This is a genomic window from Streptomyces sp. AK02-01A (genome assembly GCF_033795305.1).
In the GTDB taxonomy this organism is placed as follows: Bacteria; Actinomycetota; Actinomycetes; order Streptomycetales; family Streptomycetaceae; genus Streptomyces.
In genome coordinates, this window is record NZ_JARBAE010000013.1 from 151786 (window position 1) to 171368 (window position 19583).

Genomic DNA, 19583 nt, shown 5'->3' on the forward strand with positions numbered 1-19583 from the left:
ATGCCCGAAGGAGATACGGTCTGGCAGGCTGCCCGCCGCCTGCACACAGCCCTCGCGGGGCGGCTGCTCACCCGGTCCGACCTACGGGTGCCCCGGTTCGCGACGGCCGATCTCACCGGGCGGACGGTCCTCGACGTCACTCCGCGCGGCAAGCATCTCCTCACCCATATCGAAGGCGGCCTCACCCTTCACTCACATCTGCGGATGGAGGGCGCCTGGAAGGTGTACGCGCCGGGTGAGCGCTGGCGCGGAGGCCCGGAGCATCAGATTCGCGCCATCCTCGGGACCGCCGAACACACCGCGGTCGGTTACCGTCTGCCTGTCCTGGAGCTTCTGCGCACAAGCGACGAGGAGCGGGTCGTCGGCCATCTCGGGCCGGATCTGCTCGGTCCCGACTGGGACGCCGCCACCGCGCTGCGCAATCTGCTGGCGGATCCCGCCCGGCCCATCGGCGAGGCACTGCTGGACCAGCGCAATCTCGCCGGAGTGGGAAATATCTTCAAGTCCGAGACATGCTTTCTCGTCCGTGCGACGCCATGGCTTGCCATCGGGGACCTTCCGTCGCCCGAGCGCCTCGTGGTCGCGGCGAAAAAGCTTCTCGAAGCCAATAGGGAGCGTCCTGGCGGCAGCCGCCGGATCTATGTCTACGGCCGCGCGGGCCGCCCCTGCGCGCGCTGCGGCACCTCAATCCGCGTGGCGGACCAGGATGATCGCCCCACCTACTGGTGCCCCCGGTGTCAGTCAGGTCCCGGGTGTCAGTCAGGTCCCGCTGGTTGACGCTCCGTCAGATATGGACTCCCGACCGGATTCCCCGCCGGGACGGCGCCGCCGCTGTCGCGAGGACGTGACATGCACAGGCAACAGGCTCAGCCCCCAGCCGCCGGCCGCCACCGCGCCCTCCACCAGCCCGGCGCGCTCGGGCGCGAGCGCGAGCCGGAGCACGGCCCACCACCACAATCCGCCCAGAACGAGCGCCCACGGAAGGACCCATCCCCTTCCCATGGCTGCCTCCTCCGGCCGACGCTAGACCCGCACATTCACCCGCCGGAAGGGCGCATCGGATGCACACCACGGCGCTCAGGTGCCCCCGGCAGGACCACCGCACCCAGGCCGTGACGCCCCGCCAGGCACACTCCGCCCGGGCCGCCGCACCTGATGACTCTGCGGACCGTCCTGACCTGCGGGCGATGCCTCTCTCCGCAGTCTCTCCCGACCGCGTCCGTGGCGCATCCAGAACGGGTCGCACATCCGGCCGCGCATACCTCGGCGACACGCGGCAGAAAGCCGAAAACCCCACCTTCGGGTGCGCCTAACCCAGGTGCCGCACAAGCTCAGGCACGGCGCCAAGCTCAGGCACAGCGCCAACACGATGGCCCCGTCGATCCACGTCCTCGGGAGGACCGTGCGCGGCCTCACCATCACGGTCACCGGGGCCGCGAGCACCGCAACGGTTCTTGTCGCACTGGCGGCGACCGGCCTCAGCGTCTGCTCACCCGACGCCGGGACACAGCACAGGGCCGGTGCCACCCGCACGGCCGAGGAGACTTCCTTCCTCCTCACCGCACAGGGCAGAACACCGGCCCCGCGAAACTCCCGGACGGACAGCTCATCGACCTCGGCCGGAGCGCCTGTGGCGCCCTCGACGCCGGCAGTCCTCCCGCCACCGTCGCGGTCACCGCCGGCCGTCAACTCAGACAGGCGCCACTAACAGCGCCGCAGGCAGGCCCCGGGACGAAGAGTCCAACCGTCATGACCAGGTCAGGCGCTCTCGGCCTGGAACATCCACGCGTGCTTCTCCAGGTCACCCGCCACCTGGATCAGCACATCCTGCGTCACCGGGTCCGGCTTGTCCGTCGCCTCGACGCGCTCACGCATCCGCGTGACCACCGCACCGAGCGCGTCCACCATGATCTGTACGGCGTCCGCGTCCTTGATCCAGCCATTGGGGACCGTGCCGATCGCGCTCGTCGCCGCGACCGTCCCGGCCCGCCCGTCCGGCGTCACGCCGATCGCCGAGGCCCGCTCCGCCACCGTGTCCGAGTGCTGCCGCGCCGTGGCCACGACCTCGTCCAGTTGCAGATGTACGGATCGGAAGCGCGGTCCGACGATGTTCCAGTGCACCTGCTTCGCGACCAGCGAGAGGTCCACCAGGTCCACGAGCGCGCCCTGCAGCGCCTCACCGACGAGCTTCAGATTCTCCTCGGACAGGGAACTCTTCACGACAGCCATGCCCGTCCTCCAGTTCCGTTGGCACGTTTCACACGTAACTTCCACCATGGCATAAATGCCATAAAGCGGGCTTTTGCGGAAAACAAAAACCCCGGTTGGTACTCGGGTACCAACCGGGGCTCAAGCCAAACCCGAAACTAGGCGGCGACGACGTCCACCGCTTCGGCAGGGGCCTTGATCGTCACCCGCTCCGTCGGCACTCCGGCCACCGACGTCACAGAGACGGAGTTGAGCATCGGGCGTACTGGCGCAGGCATCGGCTCATTCGCCGCTGCCGACGCGGCCAGCTCCGCCAACGACAGTTCGTCGCTCACTTCACGCATGAGCTCGGACATCCGTACGTCAAGCGCGTCACAGATCGCGGAGAGCAGCTCGGAGGAAGCCTCCTTCTGCCCCCGTTCCACCTCGGAGAGATAGCCGAGCGAGACTCGGGCGGAGGAGGAGACCTCGCGCAGAGTACGGCCCTGGCGCTGGCGCTGCCGACGCAGCACGTCACCCAGCAGGCGACGGAGCAGAATCATCGGTGGCTCCCTCCTCGGACCGCGTAGCCGCATCCTTCACGCCCCACCGTACCGCCTCGCGCTGCGGCCGTGCGGGGAGCGATGTCGTGTTCACTCAGGGCTGCAAACATCAATTCCCCCCGTTCTGTTCCGTATCCTGTGCCCGCCCGTTCCCGGAGAGTTCGCCGAGGAGGAGTGCGAGCACCCTCCGTGCACTCTCCTTACGGATTTCCGTACGGTCGCCGTTCAACCGCAAGGCGCTCACTTTCCCGGCGCCCGCCGGCCCCACGACCGCCACATACACGGTCCCCACGGGCCGGCCGTCCTGCGGATCCGGACCCGCGACGCCGGTCGTCGCGATGCCCCAGCCGGCCCCCAGCAGACGACGTACGCCGGCCGCCATCTGACGCGCGACCTCCGCGTCCACAGCGCCGCGCTCGGCCAGCAGGGCCGCGTCGACGCCCAGCACATCCCGCTTGAGATCCGTGGCATAGGCCGTGACGGACCCGCGGAAGGTCCGGGAGGCACCTGGGACCGCCGTCAGCTCCGCGGCCACCAGACCGCCCGTCAGGGACTCCGCCACCGCCAGCGTCCCGCCACGCTCCGCGAGGACCTCCAGCACCCGCGCCGCACGGTCGTCCGCGGCGCCGGTCACGGCCCGGGTGACGCTCGCGCCTCCGGGCCCCGCGTCGGTCACCGCGCGGACTCCGCCGCCGCGCGCTCCGCAGCGAGCCCCTGGCGCCGCAGCACGACCGCCTGCCGCACATAGTCCAGCCCGGTGGCCACCGTCAGCACGACGGCCACCGCCATCACCCAGAAGCGCAGCGTCGCCAGTGGCCCGGTCAGCGCCAGTACGTACATCCCCACCGCCACACCCTGCGCCAGCGTCTTCACCTTGCCGCCGCGGCTGGCGGGAATGACACCATGCCTGATCACCCAGAACCGCAGCACCGTGATGCCGAGCTCACGGAAGAGGATGACGCCCGTCACCCACCACGGCAGATCGCCCAGCGCGGAGAGACAGAGCAGCGCCGCACCCATGATCGCCTTGTCCGCTATCGGGTCCGCGATCTTCCCGAAGTCCGTGACCAGGTTGTACGTACGGGCCAAGTGGCCGTCGAAGACGTCCGTGATCATGGCGACGGCGAACGCCGCCCACGCCCAGGCCCGCCAGGCGGGGTCGAATCCGCCCTCCTGCAGCATCAGCACCACGAAGCAGGGCACGAGCACCAGCCGGAGCATGGTGAGGATATTGGCGATGTTCCACAGACTGGCCTGATTGACCGCCGCCGCCCCCAGCTTGCCGCCGGGCGCCGGCTTCGCGCCGGTGCCGCCCGCCGCGGACGCCGGGACTCCGGTCATCTGCCCGCCTCCTCGCCCGGGGACCTGTCCTCGTCCCCCGGCAGGCCGAGGCACTCGGCCACGAGATCCACACCCTCGGTGCCGACCACCTTCGCGTGGACCATACGGCCGGGACGCAGACCCACGGCCGAGGTGAAGATCACCTGGCCGTCCGTCTCGGGCGCCTGGTGCGCCGCGCGGCCGACGGCAGCCTCATCGGTCCCGTCGTCGGCGCCGACCGATTCGACCAGCACCTCAAGCGTCTCGCCGAGCCGCTCCTCGGCCCGCTGCGCGGTCAGTTCCTCGGCCAGCCGCGACAGATGCGCCAGCCGCTCGGCGATGACGTCTCCGTCCAGCTTGTCGGCGTAGGTCGCGGCCTCGGTGCCGTCCTCGTCCGAGTAGCCGAAGACTCCGATGGCGTCGAGCCGCGCACTGGTGAGGAAGCGCTCCAGCTCGGCGAAGTCCGCCTCGCTCTCGCCGGGGAAGCCGACGATGAAGTTCGAGCGCACACCTGCCTGCGGGGCCTTGCTCCGGACCGTGTCCAGCAGCTCCAGGAAGCGGTCGGTGTCCCCGAACCGCCGCATGGCGCGCAGCACGCCCGGTGCCGAGTGCTGGAAGGACAGGTCGAAGTACGGGGCGACCTTGGGCGTCGATGTCAGCACGTCGATCAGACCGGGCCGCATCTCCGCGGGCTGGAGATAACTCACCCGTACCCGCTCGATGCCGTCCACGGCGGCCAGTTCCGGCAGCAGGGTCTCCAGCAGACGGATGTCGCCGAGGTCCTTGCCGTACGACGTGTTGTTCTCGGAGACGAGCATGACCTCCTTGACGCCCTGCTCGGCCAGCCAGCGCGTCTCGCCGAGGACATCGGAGGGGCGCCGGGAGATGAAGGAGCCGCGGAAGGACGGGATGGCGCAGAAGGAGCAGCGGCGGTCGCAGCCGGACGCGAGCTTCACGGAGGCGACGGGCCCCCGGTCGAGTCGCCGCCGCAGCGGTGCCCTCGGCCCGGAGGCCGGCGCGAGCCCCTCCGGCAGGTCCTCGGGGACCGGGACGCTGTCGACGCTGTTCACGGGGTTCACGGGCCCCGGCGCCGGAGAGAGGTCTCCGTGGCCCGGCAGGGCCACACCCGCGGCGCTCTGCCGCTCGACCGGGCTGAGCGGCAGCAGCTTGCGCCGGTCGCGCGGAGTGTGCGAGGCGTGGATGCCGCCGTTCAGGATGGTCCGGAGCCGGTCGGAGATGTCCGCGTAGTCGTCGAAGCCGAGTACGCCGTCCGCCTCGGGCAGGGCCTCCGCCAGCTCCTTGCCGTACCGCTCGGCCATGCAGCCGACGGCGACGACGGCCTGGGTTCTCCCCTGGTCCTTGAGATCGTTGGCTTCCAGCAGGGCGTCTACGGAGTCCTTCTTGGCGGCCTCGACGAATCCGCAGGTGTTGACGACGGCGACATCCGCGTCCGAGGCGTCCTGGACGAGCTCCCAGCCATCCGCTGCCAAGCGGCCTGCGAGCTCCTCCGAGTCCACCTCGTTACGGGCGCAGCCAAGAGTGACAAGGGCGACGGTGCGGCGTTCGGGCATGGGCTCAAGACTACTTTGTCCTGGCCCTGCCCCTGCCGTGCAGGGTTGCTCAGCCGACCTCTGGGTCGCCCTTGGTGTACGTGAGCCGCTCGACCTGCCCCGGCTCGAACTCGTCTTCGACCTTCTTGCCGTTCACGAAGAGCTCGATCGCTCCGGCGTTGCCGAGGATCAGATCGATCTGCTCATCGTCCTGGAAGGTCTTGGAAGCGCCCTTGAGGAGCAGTCCGTCGTACAGCAGCTTGCCGTTGTGCGCCTTGGCGGAGATCCAGCTCTTGTCATCTATGGCCGAGAGCTTCACCGTCACCTTGTCCTGCGGCGCGGCGGCGATGGCGCTGTCCGACGGATCGGGCTTGGGTGCGGCCGACCGGGAGGCACTGGGCTTGACGTTGATCTCCGCGGGCTTCGGGCCCTCGGCGGCCTGCTTGGCCTGCCCCGCGTCCTCACCGCCGCCGAACGCGGTGAAGCCGACGAAGCCGACCACCGCGACGATCGCGGCGACCATGGCCGCGGTCCAGTTGGGTCGGGGCCGTTCGGGCCGGATCCGCTCCGCCTCGAACATCGGCGCCGCCGGTGTCGGCACCGGGCGCCCGCCGTGCTCGGCGTCGAAACGCTCGATCAGGGGAAAGGGATCGAGCCCGACCGCACGGGCGAACATACGGACGTGTCCCCGGGCGTAGACGTCGCCGCCGCAGCGGGAAAAGTCGTCCTGTTCGATCGCGTGCACGATGGGGATGCGCACCCGGGTGGCGTTGCTGACCTGGTCGACCGTCAGATGTGCGGCAAGGCGCGCCTCATGAAGGAGCTGGCCGACCGAAGGCTGAGTGTCTTCGAAGTAGTTGTCTCCGTCGGAGACTTCGGCGTCGTCGGAAACTTTGCCTTTGCGAGCTTTACCGACGGGAACCGAGTCTTCGGGAGCCTTGTCGTAGGAGGTGTCGTCTGCTGAGGATTCTGCGGAATTTCCGTCGGCGGCGTTGCCGTCGGGGGATTTGCCGATGGACACGTGGGCGCCTTTCGAGCGTGTAGCCACCTGCTGGACGCTCAGTCTATGGGTGGTACGAAAGGGTGGGGCAACCGGGCGGATGCACTTTGTACGCCATCAGAATGGCCGGATGACTCGGTGAGAGGACAAGATGCTCCTCCTCTCACCACCTTGACGTCTCGCCCGTGGAAACGGTTGCCTTCCGATTCCCGGGAGTGTGCGTGCCGGGCACCGCACGGCGGACGGCGGTCCGACAACAGGCGTCAGGAAATGGACTCCCCGCGTATCACGGCGAGTACACCGTCCAGTTCGTCCGCCTTCACCAGGACATCGCGGGCCTTGGAGCCCTCGCTCGGACCGACGATGTTCCTCGATTCCATGAGGTCCATCAGCCGGCCGGCCTTGGCGAAGCCGACACGCAGTTTCCGCTGGAGCATCGAGGTCGAGCCGAACTGCGTGGAGACCACCAGCTCGGCGGCCTGGCAGAGCAGATCGAGATCGTCGCCGATGTCCTCGTCGATCTCCTTCTTCTTGGCCGTACCGACCACGACGTCGTCCCGGAAGACCGGTGCCATCTGATCCTTGCAGTGCTGGACGACCGCCGCGACCTCGTCCTCGGTGACAAAGGCCCCCTGCATACGGGTCGGCTTGTTCGCGCCCATCGGCAGAAACAGGCCGTCTCCCTTGCCGATCAGCTTCTCCGCACCCGGCTGATCGAGGATGACCCGGCTGTCCGCCAGCGAGGACGTGGCGAACGCGAGCCGCGACGGCACATTCGCCTTGATCAGGCCGGTCACGACATCGACCGAGGGACGCTGGGTCGCGAGCACCAGATGAATACCGGCGGCGCGGGCCAACTGGGTGATGCGGACGATGGCGTCCTCGACATCACGCGGCGCGACCATCATCAGGTCGGCCAGCTCGTCCACGATCACCAGCAGATACGGATACGGCGACAGTTCGCGCTCGCTGCCCTCCGGCGCGCTGACCTTGCCGTCCCGCACGGCCCGGTTGAAGTCGTCGATGTGCCGGTAGCCGTACGCGGCGAGGTCGTCGTAACGCAGATCCATTTCCCGTACGACCCACTGGAGCGCCTCGGCGGCCCGTTTGGGGTTGGTGATGATCGGCGTGATCAGATGCGGGATGCCCTCGTACGCGGTCAGCTCGACCCGCTTGGGGTCGACGAGGACCATCCGGACATCCTCCGGGGTCGCGCGCACCATCACCGAGGTGATCAGGCAGTTGATGCAGGACGACTTTCCCGAGCCGGTGGCGCCGGCGACCAGCAGGTGCGGCATCTTCGCGAGGTTGGCCATCACATAGCCGCCCTCGACGTCCTTGCCGAGCGCGACCAGCATCGGGTGATCGTCCTCGGCGGCGTTCGCGAGCCGCAGGACATCACCGAGTTTGACCATTTCGCGGTCGGTGTTCGGGATCTCGATACCGACCGCGGACTTACCGGGGATCGGCGAGATGATCCGCACATCGGGACTGGCCACGGCGTACGCGATGTTCTTGGTCAGCGCCGTGATGCGCTCGACCTTCACGGCCGGGCCCAGCTCCACCTCGTAGCGGGTGACCGTCGGGCCCCGGGTGAAGCCGGTGACGGCGGCGTCGACCTTGAACTCCATGAAGACATTGGAGAGTGAGGCGACCACCGCGTCATTGGCGGCGCTGCGCGTCTTGCCGGGACCGCCACGCTCCAGCAGGTCCAGCGAGGGCAGCGCGTAGGTGATGTCACCGCGGAGCTGGAGCTGCTCGGCACGCGGCGGCAGCGGCTTGTCCGCCCGGGGTGCCGGCTTGGTCAGATCCGCGACGGCCGCGGTCGGTTTCTCGGGCTCACGCGGGGTCGGCTTCTCGGGCTCACGCGCGGTCGGCACGGGTACGGAGCGCTCAGCCGGGACATCGTCCGTCCGCTCACCGGGCTCCCGCGCGCCTTCCGCGGAGACGCCCTGGGTGAGGTCCGCGACGATCGGCGAGGGCGGCATCCCGTTGAGGACGGCGCCGTCCAGCGCCGCCGCCGCGGCCGCCGCCACATCCACGGCGTCCATGGGCCGGCCCAGGTCCGGATGGACGGAGGACCGGCGCGGCCTGCGCCGTCTGGAGAGCGCCTCCGACTCGGCCGATTCCGGGTCGTACACCGCCGGCCCGCCACTCCGGCGCGGGACCGGACGGCGCGCGCCGCCGGGCAGCGCCGAGCGCCACTGCTCCTCGTACAGCTCGTCGTCGAAGTCGTCCTGCTCCGGCTCAGGGACCGGTTCGATGATCCGCAGCCGGATGCCGAGCAGCCGCAGCCGCTGCGGGATGGCGTTGACCGGTGTCGCGGTGACGACCAGCAGCCCGAAGATGGTGAGCAGCAGGAGCAGCGGTACGGCGAGTACCTCGCCCATGGTGAAGATCAGCGGCTTGGAGGCGGCCCAGCCGATGAGCCCGCCGGCGTCCTGCATCGCCTCGGTGCCCTCGCCGCGGCCCGGAGCGCCGCAGGCGATGTGGACGAGTCCGAGGACGCCGATGGCGAGCGCGGACAGCCCGATGACGATCCGCCCGTTGGCCTCCGGCTTCTCGGGATAGAGGATCAGCCGTACGGCGACGGCGCCGAGCAGTATCGGCACCAGCAGATCGAGCCGGCCGAAGGCTCCGGTGACCAGCATCTCGACGAGATCGCCCACCGGGCCCCGCAGATTGGACCAGGTACCGGCCGCGACGACGAGAGCGATACCGAGGAGCAGCAGGGCCACCCCGTCCTTGCGGTGGGCCGGGTCCAGCCCCTTCGCACCACGCCCTATGCCGCGGAACATCGCCCCGACGCCGTGCGCGGCCCCGAGCCAGACGGCGCGCACCAGCCGGTAGACGCCTCCGGTCGGGGACGGCGCGGCTTTGGGTACGGGCCTGGGGACCGCTTTCTTCGCGGCTGTCTTCTTGGCCGGTGCTTTCCTCGCGGGCGCGGTCTTCTTCGCCGCCGCCTTTTTGACGGGCGCCGCCTTCGCCGCACCGGTCGTACGGCCGGCGCGCGGCTTCGCGGCGCCCGCCGTGTCCTGGGAACCCTTGCCGGACGTACGTGAGGCCATGCTGGTGAGGTTACCGGTGTGGACGTCCGCGGACACGCGTGCCCACAGCTTCACCCGTACGTGTCGCCCGGGAAACGGCCGGAAACTGACGCGGCCTCAGCTATTCAGCTCTGCGAGGGCAGTGTGGGCGAACCGCTGCCCGTGCCGGGCTCCAGCGCGTCCAGCGCCCGTCGCAGACCGGTGAGTTTGCGTTCCAGATGGGCGGCGGTGGCCACGGCGGAGGCATCCGCGGAATCGTCGTCGAGCTGCTTGGAGAGCGCTTCCGCCTGTTCCTCAACGGCCGCGAGTCTCGCGGACAGTTCGGCCAGCAGCCCGGTGGGCTCCTTGGCCTCGCCCGCTCCCGCGAGCTGGAGTCTGAGCAGTTCCGCCTGATCCTTGAGCTGGCAGTTCTTCATGTACAACTCGACGAAGACCGAGACCTTGGCGCGCAGCACCCAGGGATCGAAAGGCTTCGAGATGTAGTCGACCGCACCCGCCGCGTAACCCCGGAAGGTGTGATGCGGCCCGTGGTTGATGGCCGTGAGAAAGATGATCGGGATATCGCGCGTCCGCTCCCGCCGCTTGATGTGCGCGGCGGTCTCGAAACCGTCCATCCCCGGCATCTGGACGTCCAGCAGAATGACCGCGAAGTCGTCCGTCAGCAGCGCTTTGAGCGCTTCCTCCCCTGACGATGCCCGCACCAGCGTCTGATCGAGCGCAGAGAGGATGGCCTCCAGCGCCAGCAGATTCTCCGGCCGGTCATCGACCAGGAGGATCTTGGCCTTCTGCACCATGGCCACCCGCCCTCCTCGCCCCGGCATGGGGCGCCCCCTGCTCACGAGACCCGGTGAACCACCGAGCGCCGCCCCAGGGGACGACTCCCTTACGCCGTCCGTCCTTGTGCCGGTCATCGTAGCCGCACCCCGCCTGTCGCCACACCCTGTCACCGTGATGTCACTGTGCACGAAACTGAAACGCCGCGGGAGACCAGAAGGTTCCCCGAATACCGGTCCCTCACACGCCGTCGGGCGCAGTCGCTCAGGACATCACGCTGATTCACGCACTCGTTGATCATTTCTCGCGCATCCACTGCTCCATCACCGTGAGCAGATGGTCGGGGTCGACCGGCTTCGTCACATAGTCCGAGGCACCGGACTCGATGGCCTTCTCCCGGTCGCCCTTCATCGCCTTGGCGGTGAGCGCGATGATCGGCAACCCGGCGAACTGCGGCATCCTGCGGATGGCGGTCGTCGTGGCGTATCCGTCCATCTCCGGCATCATGATGTCCATCAGAACGACCGTCACATTGTCGTGCTGCTCCAGGACTTCGATGCCCTCCCGGCCGTTCTCGGCGTAGAGCACCGACAGGCCATGCTGCTCCAGCACGCTGGTGAGCGCGAACACATTGCGGATGTCGTCGTCGACGATCAGCACCTTCTCACCGCCGAACGTGAAGGTACGACGCTCCTGGGGCGCCTCCTGGCGTCCCGTCCCGGCCGCGCCGACACCGAAGGACTCCTGGCCACCGAGGCCGCTCGAAGACCTGTCGGCCGGAACGGAGCCCGACGGCGCCTGGACGCCCTGTCCCGGCCGCCCGGTGCCCTGCTCCAGGGCCTCGGCGTTGCGGCGCCGGCGCCGGAACAGCGCGGCGGGACCCGGCAGCTCGGCGGGAGGCTGCCCCTGTCCCACCGCCTTGTCCGTCACACCGTCGCCCGGCACCCGTCCCAGCGGCTGCATACCGGCCGGCGTCAGTTGCGGATAGCCCTGCGGCGGCAGTTCGCTCGGATGCAGCGGCAGATAGAGCGTGAAGGTCGAACCACGCCCCGGCTCGCTCGCCGCGTGGATCTCACCACCGAGCAGCCGCGCGATCTCCCGGCTGATGGACAGGCCGAGCCCCGTACCGCCGTACTTCCGGCTGGTCGTGCCGTCCGCCTGCTTGAACGCCTCGAAGATCACCCGCATCTTGCTCGCCGCGATACCGATTCCGGTGTCGGTGACCGAGAACGCGATCAGATCGCCGTCGGCGTCACGCAGCGAACCCGCCTCCAGCAGTTGCTCCCTGATGGCATGCGGCACATCCGTACCGGCCGGCCGGATCACCAGCTCCACCGCGCCGGTGTCGGTGAACTTCACCGCGTTGGACAGGAGGTTGCGCAGCACCTGCAGCAGCCGCTGCTCATCGGTGTGCAGGGTCGCGGGCAGCTCCGGTGACACCCGTACGGAGAAGTCGAGCCCCTTCTCCGCGGTGAGCGGCCGGAAGGTCGCCTCCACATAGTCGACGAGCTGGACCAGCGCGATACGGGTCGGACTGACATCCATCTTGCCCGCCTCGACCTTCGACAGATCGAGGATGTCGTTGATCAGTTGGAGCAGGTCGGAACCCGCGCCGTGGATCGTCTCCGCGAACTCCACCTGCTTCGGAGAGAGATTCGACTCGGCGTTGTCCGCGAGCAGCTTGGCGAGGATGAGCAGCGAGTTGAGCGGCGTACGCAGCTCGTGCGACATGTTCGCCAGGAACTCCGACTTGTAGCGCATGGAGACCGCGAGCTGCTCGGCCCGCTCCTCCAGCACCTGCCTGGCCTCTTCGATCTCGGTGTTCTTCACTTCGATGTCGCGGTTCTGCTGGGCCAGCAGCTCGGCCTTCTCCTCCAGCTCCTCGTTGGACTCCTGAAGGGCCTTCTGCCGGTTCTCCAGCTCCGCCGAGCGCTCACGCAACTGCTCGGTCAGCTCCTGCGACTGCTTCAGCAGCACCTCGGTCTTGGAATTGACGCTGATGGTGTTGACGCTCGTCGCGATCATCTCGGCGATCTGGTTCAGGAAGTCCCGCTGGATGTGCGTGAACGGCTGGAACGACGCCAGCTCGATCACACCGAGGACCTTCCCCTCGAAGAGCACCGGAAGCACGATCACATGAGCCGGCGACGCCTCACCGAGCCCGGACGAGATCTTGAGATAGCCCGGCGGCACATTGACCTGAATGGTCCGCTTCTCCTCGGCGGCCGTGCCGATCAAGGTCTCACCCGGCCGGAAGGCCGTCGGCATCGCACCGGCCGTGTAGCCGTAACTGCCGCGCATGCACAGCTCGTACGAGGCGTCCCTGCCGACATCCGTACCAACCTGCGGCACCGCGCCGGTCTGCATCGCCAGGAAGAACGCGCCGTGCTGCGCCGAGACCACCGGAGTCAGCTCGCTCATGATCAGCGAGGCCACGTCGTCGAGATCACGGCGGCCCTGCATCAGACCCGAGATACGGGCGAGGTTGCCCTTCAGCCAGTCCTGCTCCTCGTTGGCGAGAGTGGTGTCACGCAGGTTGGCGATCATCGTGTTGATGTTGTCCTGGAGGACCTGGATCTCACCCGCCGCGTCCACGTCGATCTTGAGATTGAGATCGCCACGGGTCACCGCGGTGGCGACGGCCGCGATCGCCCGCACCTGTCGGGTCAGATTGCCGGCCATCTCGTTCACCGACTCGGTGAGGTCGCGCCAGGTGCCGTCGACATCCCTCACCCGCGCCTGGCCGCCGAGCTGCCCGTCCGTGCCCACCTCACGGGCCACCCGGGTCACCTCCTCCGCGAAGGAGGAGAGCTGGTCGACCATGGTGTTGATGGTGTTCTTCAGCTCCTGGATCTCACCGCGGGCATCAATGTCGATCTTCTTGGTGAGATCGCCCTTGGCGATGGCGGTGGTGACCGTGGCGATCTGACGCACCTGACCGGTCAGGTTGGACGCCATCGAGTTCACGGACTCGGTCAGGTCCTTCCACGTACCGGACACACCGGGGACCCTGGCCTGGCCGCCCAGTTCGCCCTCCGTGCCCACCTCGCGGGCGACTCGCGTCACCTCGTCCGCGAAGGAGGACAGCGTCGTCACCATGGTGTTGACGGTCTCGGCGAGTTCCGCGACCTCGCCGCGCGCCTCGACCGTCACCTTCTTCGTCAGATCGCCGTTGGCGACCGCCGACGAGACCCGCGAGATGTTGCGCACCTGACTGGTCAGGTTGTTGGCCATGGTGTTGACGTTGTCGCTGAGGTCCTTCCAGATGCCGGTGACACCCCGGACCCGCGCCTGGCCGCCCAGAATCCCTTCCGTGCCCACCTCACGAGCGACTCGCGTCACCTCGTCCGCGAAGTTCGAGAGCTGATCGACCATCGTATTGACGGTCGTGACCAGGTCGAGGATCTCGCCCTTGGCATCGACCGTGATCTTCTTTGACAGATCGCCCATCGCGACCGCCGTCGTCACCTCGGCGATATTGCGGACCTGTGACGTCAGGTTGTTCGCCATGAAGTTGACCGACTGGGTGAGGTCCTTCCATGTCCCCGAGACACCCTGGACCTCGGCCTGGCCGCCGAGCATGCCCTCGGTGCCCACCTCGCGGGCCACCCTGGTCACCTGCTCGGCGAAGTTGGAGAGCTGGTCCACCATCGTGTTCAGGGTGTTCTTCAGTTCCAGGATCTCGCCGCGCGCGTCCACATCGATCTTCTGCGACAAGTCACCCCGGGCGACGGCCGTGGCGACGCCCGCGATGTTCCGCACCTGGTCGGTGAGGTTTCCCGCCATGCCGTTCACCGAGTCGGTCAGATCACGCCAGACACCGGCCACGCCGGGCACCTGCGCCTGACCGCCGAGGCGCCCGTCCGTACCCACCTCACGGGCGACCCGCGTCACCTGCTCCGCGAACGCCGAGAGCTGGTCGACCATCGTGTTGATGGTGTTCTTCAGCTCAAGGATCTCGCCGCGCGCGTCCACATCGATCTTCTGCGACAGATCACCACGCGCCACCGCCGTGGTGACCTGTGCGATCTGCCGCACCTGATCGGTCAGATTCCCCGCCATGAAGTTGACGGAGTCCGTGAGTTCCTTCCACGTACCGCTGACACCGTCCACCCGCGCCTGGCCGCCCAGCCGGCCCTCCGTACCCACGTCCCGCGCCATACGCGTCACCTGGTCGGCGAAGGACGAAAGCTGCGCCACCATCGTGTTGACGGTGTTCTTCAACTCCATCATCTCGCCCGCGACATCGACCGTGACCTTCTGCGACAGATCGCCGTTCGCCACCGCGGTCGTCACCTGCGCGATGTCCCGCACCTGGCCGGTGAGGTTACGGAAAGCCGTGTTCACCGAATCGGTGAGGTCCTTCCACGTCCCGGCCGCACCGGGCACCTCGGCCTGACCGCCGAGCCGGCCCTCGACACCGACCTCCCGCGCGACCCGCGTCACTTCGGAACCGAACGACTTGAGCTGACCCACCATCGTGTTGACGGTGTTCTTCAGTTCCAGCATCTCGCCCGCGACATCGACGGTGACCTTCTGCGACAGATCGCCGTTCGCCACCGCCGTGGTCACCTGCGCGATGTCCCGCACCTGAGTGGTCAGATTGCGGAAGACCGTGTTGACCGAGTCCGTCAGGTCCTTCCATGTCCCCGCCGCACCCGGTACCTGCGCCTGACCGCCGAGCAGCCCCTCCGCGCCGACCTCGCTCGCCACCCGGGTCACCTCGTCGGCGAAGGTACGGAGCGTCTCGGTCATCTGGTTGATCGTCTCGGCGAGCTGCGCCACTTCGCCGCGTGCGCTGACAGTGACCTTCTGCGACAGATCGCCATTGGCGACGGCCGTGGTGACCTCGGCGATGCCACGCACCTGGTTGGTCAGGTTGCCGGCCATCGTGTTCACCGAGTCGGTGAGGTCCTTCCACACGCCGGCCACCCCGGGCACGGTCGCCTGGCCGCCCAGTTCGCCCTCGGTGCCGACCTCCCGGGCCACGCGCGTGACCTCGGACGAGAACGACGAGAGCTGGTCCACCATCGTGTTCACGGTGTTCTTGAGCTGGAGCATCTCGCCGGCCACATGGACCGTGACCTTGCGCGAAAGATCACCCTTGGCGACCGCGGTCGTAACGAGAGCAATGTCACGTACCTGAGCGGTCAATCGGTACGCCATCGTGTTGACCGAATCCGTGAGGTCCTTCCACGATCCGGACATACCGCGCACCTTGGCCTGGCCGCCGAGCTTGCCCTCGGTACCGACCTCCAGCGCCACCCGGGTCACCTCGTCGGTGAACGCCGACAACTGGTCGACCAGATTGTTGACCGTACGGGCGACCTTCAGGAACTCGCCCCGCAGCGGCCGCTCCGCGCCGTCGGCGGACTGCGAACGCAGCTCCATCCGCTGCTCCAGGTCACCCTCGGCGACCGCGGACAGCACCCGCCCGACCTCGGAGACAGGCCGCGCCAGATCGTCCACCAGCGCGTTCGACGCGTCGATGGCCGCGGCCCAGGAGCCCTCGCAGGCCCCTGTCTCCAGCCGTTCGGTGAGCTTTCCCTCACGTCCGACCATGCGCCGCACCCGGGCCAGCTCACCCGTGAGATGGAGATTACGGTCGGCCACCTCGTTGAAGACGGCCGCGATCTCCGCCATCACGTCGTCGCCGGAGACGGTCAGGCGTTTACGGAAATTGCCGTCCCGCATCGACACCAAGGCCGTCAGCAGTCTGTTGAGCTCCGCCGCGTCCACCTCGATCGTCCCGTTGCTCCGGGACCGTCCGCCTTTCGCGCGTGTGCCGATGCCACGCGCCGCCATGCCAGACTCCACCGTGTCCCTCCCGCAGGGGTTGACCGAACCGCCAGGGCCGTCTCCGACAGCCTGCCCAGTGTTTCACCACGTCCGAACCAGGCCATAACAGTTCGGCAGCTTCGCTAAGCGTCCCCGTCCCCGGAGGGCGGAAACTGTGGTGACTGGCATCCGCCCGGACAGCGAAGGTAAGTAACCTGGCATCCGGCTGTCCAACCGCCCCGGTCCGCCCGGAAGGGGCGATGTGGCGAAGGTACTCCCACCGGGCACCTGAAGGGGCGGGGCCGAACATGGCGGAGCCGGTCGTCAAAACGCGTACGAGGAGTTCTGTGATCACCGCGCGGGCGGCTGCCAGTTTCGATCCTGTAGGGCGGTCCGTCGCGACCGCTCGCGCTTTTGTGCGAGACACACTCCAGGGGTGGGGCTATTCCGACATCGTCGATGACGCCGTCGTCCTCACCAGCGAACTCGTCACCAATGCCGTGATCCACGCCGGCACCTCCGCCGATGTTCTCTGTCTGCGTACGGAGGACGGCGTCCGGGTCGAGGTCGCCGACCACTACCCGGAGCGCGAGGTCCCCATCCAGGGCACCGGCCGGTCGTTCGGCAGCCCGGACCGCGAGAACGGCCGGGGCCTGCTGCTCTGCGCCGCGCTGGCCTCCCGCTGGGGCGTCGAATACACCTCGACACAGAAGCAGGTGTGGTTCCAGCTCGACCTGCCGCAGCGGCCGGTCGGCACCCGCTCCGCGGGACCGGTGCTGCCGACCGGTCTGCTCCCCATCGCGGACGAACGCGTACGGGTCGCCGTCATCCAGATCGACCAGACCAGCACCATCGCCAACTGGAACGAGGACGCGCAGCGCATCTTCGGATACGCCGCGGAGCAGGTCGTCGGCAAGCCCCTCGCCGACATCGCGGCCTGGCCGCACACGCCGGGCATCGGCACGGGCATCGCCGAAGCGCTGCGACTCTCCCGCTGGGAGGGCAGCTACGGCATCCGCGGAGCCGACGGCAGGGTCATCCCGGTCTACGCCTCACACCTGCGGGTGCGCGACACCCACGGCGAGCCGTCCACGGTCTGCCTCCTCGTACACGATTACGAACGCGCGGTGATCCAGACGCCGCTGCGCGCACCCGTCACCGAAACCGGCGCCGAGCACCGCAGCGCCGACCCGTTCGAGGTCTTCATCGGCTCTCCCGCGCCGGACGATCTCGACGGTCTCCTCCAGCGAACGGTGGAGCGCGCCCGCGACATGCTCGACGGCGACTCCGCCTTCCTCCTCCTCGCCACGGACGACGAGACGGAGCTGGAGGTGCGGGCCACGACCGGACTGCCCTCCACCCGCCAGCGCTTCGCCCGTGTCCCCGTGGAGTCAGGCACGGGACGCTACAGCTCCGCGCGGATGCCCACCGTGCACGACGACCTCATGGCCGTCCCCGGCGCGGTTCCCTTGCTCAACGACACCGGGATGCGCTCCGTCGTGACCGTCCCGCTGAAAGTCGAGGGCCGGCTCACCGGGTCCCTCGGCGTCGCCGCGGAAGGCGCGGGCCGCTACTCCAACGAGGAGGCGCTGCGCCTCCAGTTCGCCGCGGACCGTATCGCGCTGGCCGTCGAATCCGCCCGCCTCGGCGAGCTGGAACGCCTCCGCCGCGGCTCGCTCTCCTTCCTCGTCGAGGCGTCCGATCTGCTCGCCGGCACCCTGGACCGCGACCAGACACTGGCCCTCATGGCGCAGATGACCGTGCCCACCCTCGCCACCTGGTGCGCGGTCTACACGATCGCCGACCAGTCGTCGGATCCCTTTCTCTCCTATGTGCTGCACGAGGACGAGGAACGCATCGACGGCCTCAAGGCCCTGCTCTCCAAGATCGACCCGCCGGAACCGGTCCCAACCCCGGGCGCCCGTATCTGGAGCGCTCCTTCGGAGGCGGCCCACCAGGCGGCGCTTCGCACCTCCATGCGCGAGCTGGGAGCCGGCTCCGCCGCTGGTTCCAGCGTCGGCACAACGCTGGCAACGGCCTCCGCGGTGGGCGGCGAAACCGTGGTACTGCCGCTGGTGGCCCGTAACCGCGTCATCGGCATGCTGACCCTCGGCAAGCCGTCGGACGATCACTTCCGCCAGGAAATCCTGGAGTTGGCCGAGGACCTTTCCCGACGCGCGGCACTGGCCCTCGACAACGCGCGTCTCTACTCCGAGCGCACGGCCATCAGCCAGGCCCTGCAACGCAGCCTGCTGCCCCCGGGGCTCCCGCAGGTGCCCGGTGTCGAGGTCGAGGTCATCTACCGCGCCGCGGGTGAAGGCAACGAAGTCGGCGGCGACTTCTACGATCTCTTCCCGATCCGTGACGGCGCCTACGGCTTCGCCATCGGCGACGTCTGCGGCACGGGCCCGGAAGCCGCGGCCGTCACCGGCCTGGCCCGGCACGCCCTGCGCCTGCTGGCCCGAGAGGGCTTCGGCGGGCCCGCTGTCCTTGAGCGGCTCAACGCGGCGATCCTCGACGAGGGAGCCCGCAGCCGCTTTCTCACCTTGCTCTACGGCGAGTTGTGGCCCCAGGAGGACGGCAGCGCGATCCTCAAGGTGGTCTGCGCCGGTCATCCACTCCCTCTGCGCCTGCGCCAGGACGGCACGGTCGAACCGGCGGCCGACCCGCAGCCGCTGCTCGGCGTGATGGAGGATCTGGAGCTGTACGAGCAGGTGGTCACCCTGGACCCGGGAGATGTCCTGCTGTGCGTCACCGACGGTGTCACGGAACGCCGTGAGGGCACGCGCATGCTGGGCGACGACGGCCTGGCCGATGTCCTGACGACCTGTACGGGGCTTACGGCCGGCGCGGTCGCCTCGCGTGTCCTGCGAGCGGTCGAGCGCTTCGCCGCCGAACCCGCCTCGGACGACATGGCCATCCTCGCCATGCGCGTTCCGGAGCCACATCTGACCTGACTAAGGGCTGTCCCGTAGACAAAACAGAAAGGCCCCCACCAGTGGTGGGGGCCTTTCCTCTCTTCAGCGGAGCCCCAATACGGAATCGAACCGTAGACCTTCTCCTTACCATGGAGACGCTCTACCGACTGAGCTATTGGGGCGCGGCAACGAGGTAGAGCATACCCGATGTTCGGCGTACTCAAAACCCGTCGACGGCGATGTCGAGCTTGAACCGGTTCACGCATGGACCGATCCATTCCATGCCCTGAACGCAGGAATGCCCTGTACCTAAAGGCACAGGGCATTCCCACAACAATTGTTCGGCGGCGTCCTACTCTCCCACAGGGTCCCCCCTGCAGTACCATCGGCGCTGTGAGGCTTAGCTTCCGGGTTCGGAATGTAACCGGGCGTTTCCCTCACGCAAT

Annotated in this window: 12 protein-coding genes, 1 tRNA gene and 1 rRNA gene; 2 read left to right on the plus strand and 12 right to left on the minus strand. The window is 68.4% G+C overall.

Going from position 1 to position 19583, the window contains the following annotated elements; genetic code table 11:
• On the plus strand, nt 1-777 hold the full coding sequence (locus PV679_RS15485) for an Fpg/Nei family DNA glycosylase (RefSeq protein ID WP_319680802.1): 777 nt from the start codon (nt 1-3) through the stop codon (nt 775-777).
• Here PV679_RS15485 and PV679_RS15490 read toward each other — a convergent pair.
• The 10 genes from PV679_RS15490 to PV679_RS15535 form a co-directional block, all read right to left on the minus strand.
• Nucleotides 760-1002: a hypothetical protein gene (locus PV679_RS15490; RefSeq protein WP_319680803.1), complete on the minus strand. Its 243-nt coding sequence runs from the start codon at nt 1000-1002 to the stop codon at nt 760-762. The two genes, PV679_RS15485 and PV679_RS15490, sit on opposite strands and share 18 nt — an antisense overlap.
• Before the next feature lie 756 nt (nt 1003-1758).
• Entirely contained in the window at nt 1759-2229 is a 471-nt protein-coding gene (locus PV679_RS15495; RefSeq protein ID WP_319680804.1) for a DNA starvation/stationary phase protection protein, read from the minus strand.
• 137 nt (nt 2230-2366) lie between these two features.
• On the minus strand, nt 2367-2750 hold the full coding sequence (locus PV679_RS15500) for a helix-turn-helix domain-containing protein (protein WP_319680805.1): 384 nt from the start codon (nt 2748-2750) through the stop codon (nt 2367-2369).
• 109 nt (nt 2751-2859) lie between these two features.
• Complete coding sequence (locus PV679_RS15505; RefSeq protein WP_319680821.1) at nt 2860-3384, minus strand: nicotinamide-nucleotide amidohydrolase family protein; 525 nt, start codon at nt 3382-3384, stop codon at nt 2860-2862.
• 38 nt (nt 3385-3422) lie between these two features.
• Nucleotides 3423-4091: a CDP-diacylglycerol--glycerol-3-phosphate 3-phosphatidyltransferase gene (pgsA, locus tag PV679_RS15510; RefSeq protein ID WP_319680806.1), complete on the minus strand. Its 669-nt coding sequence runs from the start codon at nt 4089-4091 to the stop codon at nt 3423-3425.
• Nucleotides 4088-5641 (minus strand): 30S ribosomal protein S12 methylthiotransferase RimO, encoded by a 1554-nt coding sequence (gene rimO / locus PV679_RS15515; RefSeq protein WP_319680807.1) that lies wholly within the window; start codon nt 5639-5641, stop codon nt 4088-4090. The genes pgsA and rimO overlap by 4 nt, the downstream gene beginning before the upstream one ends.
• 49 nt (nt 5642-5690) lie before the next feature.
• Nucleotides 5691-6641 (minus strand): helix-turn-helix domain-containing protein, encoded by a 951-nt coding sequence (locus PV679_RS15520; protein WP_319680808.1) that lies wholly within the window; start codon nt 6639-6641, stop codon nt 5691-5693.
• A 242-nt stretch (nt 6642-6883) separates the two neighbouring features.
• A complete protein-coding gene (locus tag PV679_RS15525) occupies nt 6884-9688 on the minus strand; it encodes a DNA translocase FtsK (RefSeq protein ID WP_319680809.1) in 2805 nt (934 codons plus the stop codon).
• A gap of 104 nt (nt 9689-9792) precedes the next feature.
• Nucleotides 9793-10461 (minus strand): two-component system response regulator, encoded by a 669-nt coding sequence (locus tag PV679_RS15530; RefSeq protein ID WP_319680822.1) that lies wholly within the window; start codon nt 10459-10461, stop codon nt 9793-9795.
• Between the two features lie 277 nt (nt 10462-10738).
• A complete protein-coding gene (locus PV679_RS15535) occupies nt 10739-16246 on the minus strand; it encodes a HAMP domain-containing protein (RefSeq protein WP_319680810.1) in 5508 nt (1835 codons plus the stop codon).
• 281 nt (nt 16247-16527) lie between these two features.
• Here PV679_RS15535 and PV679_RS15540 point away from each other — a divergent pair, with 281 nt between their 5' ends.
• Complete coding sequence (locus tag PV679_RS15540; RefSeq protein ID WP_319680811.1) at nt 16528-19176, plus strand: SpoIIE family protein phosphatase; 2649 nt, start codon at nt 16528-16530, stop codon at nt 19174-19176.
• Between the two features lie 70 nt (nt 19177-19246).
• Here the strand turns inward: PV679_RS15540 and PV679_RS15545 are convergent.
• Both PV679_RS15545 and rrf read right to left on the minus strand, forming a co-directional pair.
• Nucleotides 19247-19319, minus strand: a tRNA-Thr gene (locus PV679_RS15545).
• A gap of 157 nt (nt 19320-19476) precedes the next feature.
• Nucleotides 19477-19583: ribosomal RNA gene (gene rrf / locus PV679_RS15550) — 5S ribosomal RNA — on the minus strand; the annotation flags it as partial.